Origin of the sequence: Bradyrhizobium sp. STM 3809 (genome assembly GCF_000239795.1) — a bacterium.
Taxonomy (GTDB): Bacteria; Pseudomonadota; Alphaproteobacteria; order Rhizobiales; family Xanthobacteraceae; genus Bradyrhizobium.
The window spans coordinates 1-4,496 of sequence record NZ_CAFJ01000767.1; the positions used below are offsets into that span (position 1 = coordinate 1).

Consider the following 4,496-nt stretch of genomic DNA (forward strand, 5'->3'; position numbering starts at 1 on the left):
CGGAATATTCCTTGTAGACCGGCACCGCATGGCCGCCGAAGATCTCGCTCTTCATCACCTCGGAGAAGCCGAGGATGGCGTTGAGCGGCGTGCGCAGCTCGTGGCTCATCTGGGCCAGGAAGCGCGACTTCGCGACGTTGGCGGCCTCGGCGCGGTAGCGCGCCTCGTCGGAGATCGCCTTGGCCTGCTCGAGTTCACCGATCAGCGCGTCCTTTTCGGCGCGCGCCTCGAGTGTTGCGAGCGTCGTCGAATGCAGCTGGTGCGCCAGCAGCACGAAATAGCCTTCGGCGGCGACGGCGAAGCCGGCCAGCAGGTAGTTGTCGAACGAGCCGGACAGCGCCAGGCTGAGCGTGATCGCGACCGTCACCGGCGCGGTGACCGCGACGGCTGCGATCGGCAGGTTCGCCGCGAGCATGCTGGAGACGGCGATCACCAGCAGCATCAGGAACATCATCAGCGTGCCCGACACCTCCGCCAGCGCCGGGTGGATCAGGATTGCCATCCAGCACACGCCGTAGAGCAGGTCGAGCAGCACGAAGCGCGTGCGCCAGCGCCGCACAGCCGCCAGCGACGGCTGGTCGGCGAGAAAGTTGCTACAGTTGCGCACGATCGCGATATGGATGCAGAGCACGCCGAGCGTCCAGGCGCCGGCGGCGACCGCGTGCAGCCAGACGCTCAGCATCAGGCCGGTCGCGACCACCAGCAGCATCACGATGTAGGAGGCGGAGATGCGGGTCTGCGCGTATTGGCGCAGCAGCTCGCGGTCGAAGGCCGGCCGCGTTCCCGATGTCGACGTTAACCGGTCGCGCGCCTCGCGCACCCGCTGCTGCGCGGCGCGGCGCTGGCTCGCCGGCGCAAGCGCCGGTCCATCGGCCGGAAGCTCGACGATCTCGGGCTTTTCCGCGGGTTTACTCATCAACAACACGAATCCTGCCCGGGGCCGCGCGGGCTGCTTTCTGCATCGTCTATAACTGGCTCGAAATCCTTAAGACGGATTATAGACAACGAAAAATTTGCGTTAACCGCGCGTTAAAATTAACCATTGTGGCGCGGCGCGAGGCCGGTTGCGCGCAGCCGCCGCCAGCCGATCACGAGGCCGGTGAGGCTGAAGCCCAGGCCGGCCGTACACAGGCCGACGATGAGCAGCGTGCGCAAAGTCGCGTGAGCGAGCAGCGTCGGGAAATCGAGCGTGTGCAGCGCCTGATACAGCCAGCGGTAGGTGCGCCTGGACGGATCGAGCTTCTCGAGCACGGCGCCCGAGGCGGAGTCGATGTGATACCAGGTGTCGCCGCAGACCACGCGATGAACCGGGGCCTGCGGCACGTCAGAGACGAACGGATAGTCATCGCCCGGTTCGACCTCGATCGATCGCGCGCAGCCGCTGCTCAGACGGGAGCTGACGGCGTTGATCTCCGCAGGCTGCAGGAAACGGCCCACGATGTGCCAGGCGGAGCCATCGAACATGGAGATCTGCTGTTGCATCAAGGCGCGACGCGCGCGCTGGTGCAGGCGGCCGCCGAAGGCGAACCATTCGATCTCGCGGACCTCGCCGGCCACCGCCGCCGGCGGTGCGGCGCCGAGCTGCGCCCAGTCCGGCGCGCCGGTCAGGATGGCGTCCTCGGATGGCGTGAGATGGCCGGTCGCAAACAGCCGGCCGTGATCCATCGACAGCCAGCCGCTCACGATCCAGGTCAGCAGGAATTGCATGCAGACCAGGCCTGCCCAATGATGCCACAGGTGCCAGCCGTGGTAGCGCGAGCGGAGCCGCACCCTGCGCAGCCGCAGCCTGACGGGTCCGAGCAGGGCGCCGGTCACCGCCGCAACGACAGCCGCCAGCGACAGCCACCACACCGTGACGTTCCACGCGGCCCAGTCCTTGCGCAGCACGGTCGGATAGATCCAGTGGACGACGCTGCCGAGATAATTCCAGCGGCGCTCGAAGCGGGTCGTATCCAGCACCACCTCGCCGCTCCGCGAGGAGACGTAGAGCTCGGTCCCCTCGACATCGTTCAGCGCGATGCGGTACAGCGGGCGATGCGCATCGAACCGGTTCGGCACCGTCCATTGATCGTAATCGTTGCGCGCGACGACCGCGGCGTCCTTGGCGCCGAGCCCACGCTGCTGTGCCGTCGCGCGGGCGATGGCCAGCGCGAGATCGGGGGCGGCGACATCGGCCGCGGTCAGCGTGTCGGCATGAAGCGCCACGATCCGGTCTGCGGCGGAGACGACGTAGACCGGACCATCCGCGCGTTGCCACAGCCGGACGCGGCTGATGTGATCGATGCCGCCGGCGGCGACGGCTTCCGCAGGGCTGTGGAGCGACGTGGTGAGATCGAGCGTCGTGAGTCCGGCAACGCGCTCGCTCTCCGTCTGGCCCGGAAACGGTACGAAGTGCATGACGATGCCGGTGGCGAACCATAGCGCGAACAGCGGACCCAGGGGGATGCTGAGCCATCGATGCGTGAGGATCAGCGCCCGGATCATGCTCTAGAACTTGAACGAGGCTTCGACCTCGTAGGTGCGGGGGGCGCCGAGGAATATCTGGTCGGGATAGAACGGATCGCTCCAGGCCGCGTAGCGCCGGTCGGTGACGTTGCGGACGCGGAAGGCGAGGCGGGTGCTGGTCGCGGTGGCGAATAGCGGCAGCCTCGGCAGGTCAATGAAAGCGAACAGGTCGGCGGTGGTGTAGGCCAGCAGCTTCACGGTGTTGGCGTCGGTGCTCCAGCGGTCGCCGACATGGCGCACCGAGACGCCGAGCTCGACCGGCCACCAGCCGGGATTGAAGAAGCGGTAGGAGCCGCCGCCATTGATGATGACGGCGGGGATGTTCGGCGGCGTGTTGCCGGAGAACGAGCCGCCGCCGGCGAGGTCATAGTCGGCATAGCGCGCGCGGACATAGGCGACGTTGCCCCACAGCTTGCTCTCCGGTGTCGGCCGCACCGCGGCGGCGAACTCGACGCCCTGCGACGTCACCCTGCCGGCGAGGTTGAGCTGCTGGCCGGCCTGGGCGCTGTAGACGTTGCTGCGCGCGATGTCGAAGGCCGAGAAGGTCCACTCGGCGCGTCCGTTCCACGCCAGCTGCTTGACGCCGGTCTCATAGCTGCGAGAGTCCGACAGCGCCAGGTTCTGCGTCGGAGACAGGAGGAAGATGCTGTCGGCCGAGATGTCGGCAGCGGTCGCATACTGGCTGAAGAAGGTCGTGCCGGGCAGCGCTTCCCAGGTATATCCGATGCGTCCGGTGACCGGTTGCCAGCTCGTCGAATAGGGGAAGCCGGGGCGCTCGGCGCCATTCCGGATCCAGCTGCGGTCAAGCGTGAATGGGTTGTAGCGCAGGCCGCCGACCACGGCGAAGCTGTCGGTCAGCTTCAGGTGGTCTTCGAGATTGAGCGCGACATTGTCGATGGTGGCGGTCTGCAACTGCGTCGTCAGCAGGCCATAGGTCCCGCGGTCGAAGCCGACGAGCGGGACCGAGTCGCCCGGGAAATTTGCCGCGCCCGGTCGCGTGAAATCCGTGTGCGAGCTCTCGACCGAGGCAACGATGCGATTGGCCAGGCCGAAGATGCTGCCGTTCCAGGTGACATCGGTGACGTTGCCGACGATGTTGTGGTTGTGGTGGACGAAGAAGCGCTCGCGATCGACCAGGTTGGTGTTCGCGTTGAACGCGGCGACCTCGTTGTTGTACCAGTCGCGGCTGGCATTGTAGTTGTAGATCTGGCTCCGCAGCGTGACGGCGTTGTTGAGGTCCCATTCGAAGCCGCTGCGGACCCACGACTCCCTGATCGTCTTGTGGCCGTCGATCACGTTGTAATTGGTCGACAGCGTCCGGCCATCGATCGTCACCGCGCCGAGATTGCTGCCATTGTAGTCGGACACCTTGGTGCCCGACACGATGCCGCTGGTCGCATTGGCGCCGCTGAAGGCGACCGGCACCAGCGGCGTGCCCTCATAAGGCCTGGCCTTGTAGTCCTTGAACTCTGCGGCCACGAAGGTCCTGAAGCTGTCGGACAGGCGGTCGTTCAATTGGCCGGAGACGTGGACGTTCTTGAACGCGGTGTCGTCGATGAAACCGACCTCCTTGGTGCGGCTGATGTCGAATCGATAGTCGAGCCCTTGGACGCTCGTGCTGCCGCCCGAGCCGAAGCCGCTGCGCAACGTGCCGCGCTGGTCGAAGCCGACGAACGCCTCGCTCTCGACCGGGCCGGTGTGAGGCGCCTTGGTTACGAAGTTGATGGTGCCCCCGACCGCGCCCTGGCCCGAGCTCAGCGAGGAGGGGCCCTTCAGGATCTCGACGCGGTCGAGATTGAAGGTCTCCATCGTCAGCGCGGTGAAGCCGGTCGGGCCGATATTGATGCCGTTGTAGAGGACGTTGACCTGGTTGCCCTGGAAGCCGCGCATCGCGAAGCCGACGTCGTTCGGCGCATCGCCGGCGCTGACGCCGGCGGCGCCTTTCACCGCATCGACGGTCGTGTGGTAGCCCTGTTCGCGCAGCGTGTCCG

At 66.5% G+C, this 4,496-nt stretch carries 3 protein-coding genes; all 3 read right to left on the bottom strand.

The annotated features are described in order from the left end of the window. Positions 1 to 916 (bottom strand): sensor histidine kinase (locus BRAS3809_RS32690; RefSeq protein WP_035660101.1); only part of this gene is annotated, 916 nt, incomplete at its 3' end. A 119-nt stretch (positions 917 to 1,035) separates the two neighbouring features. Next, positions 1,036 to 2,484 carry a PepSY domain-containing protein gene (locus BRAS3809_RS32695; protein ID WP_008966289.1) on the bottom strand — a complete coding sequence of 483 codons (1,449 nt, stop codon included), beginning with the start codon at positions 2,482 to 2,484 and terminating at the stop codon, positions 1,036 to 1,038. A gap of 3 nt (positions 2,485 to 2,487) precedes the next feature. Continuing rightward, positions 2,488 to 4,496 (bottom strand): TonB-dependent receptor (locus BRAS3809_RS32700; RefSeq protein WP_035660103.1); only part of this gene is annotated, 2,009 nt, incomplete at its 5' end.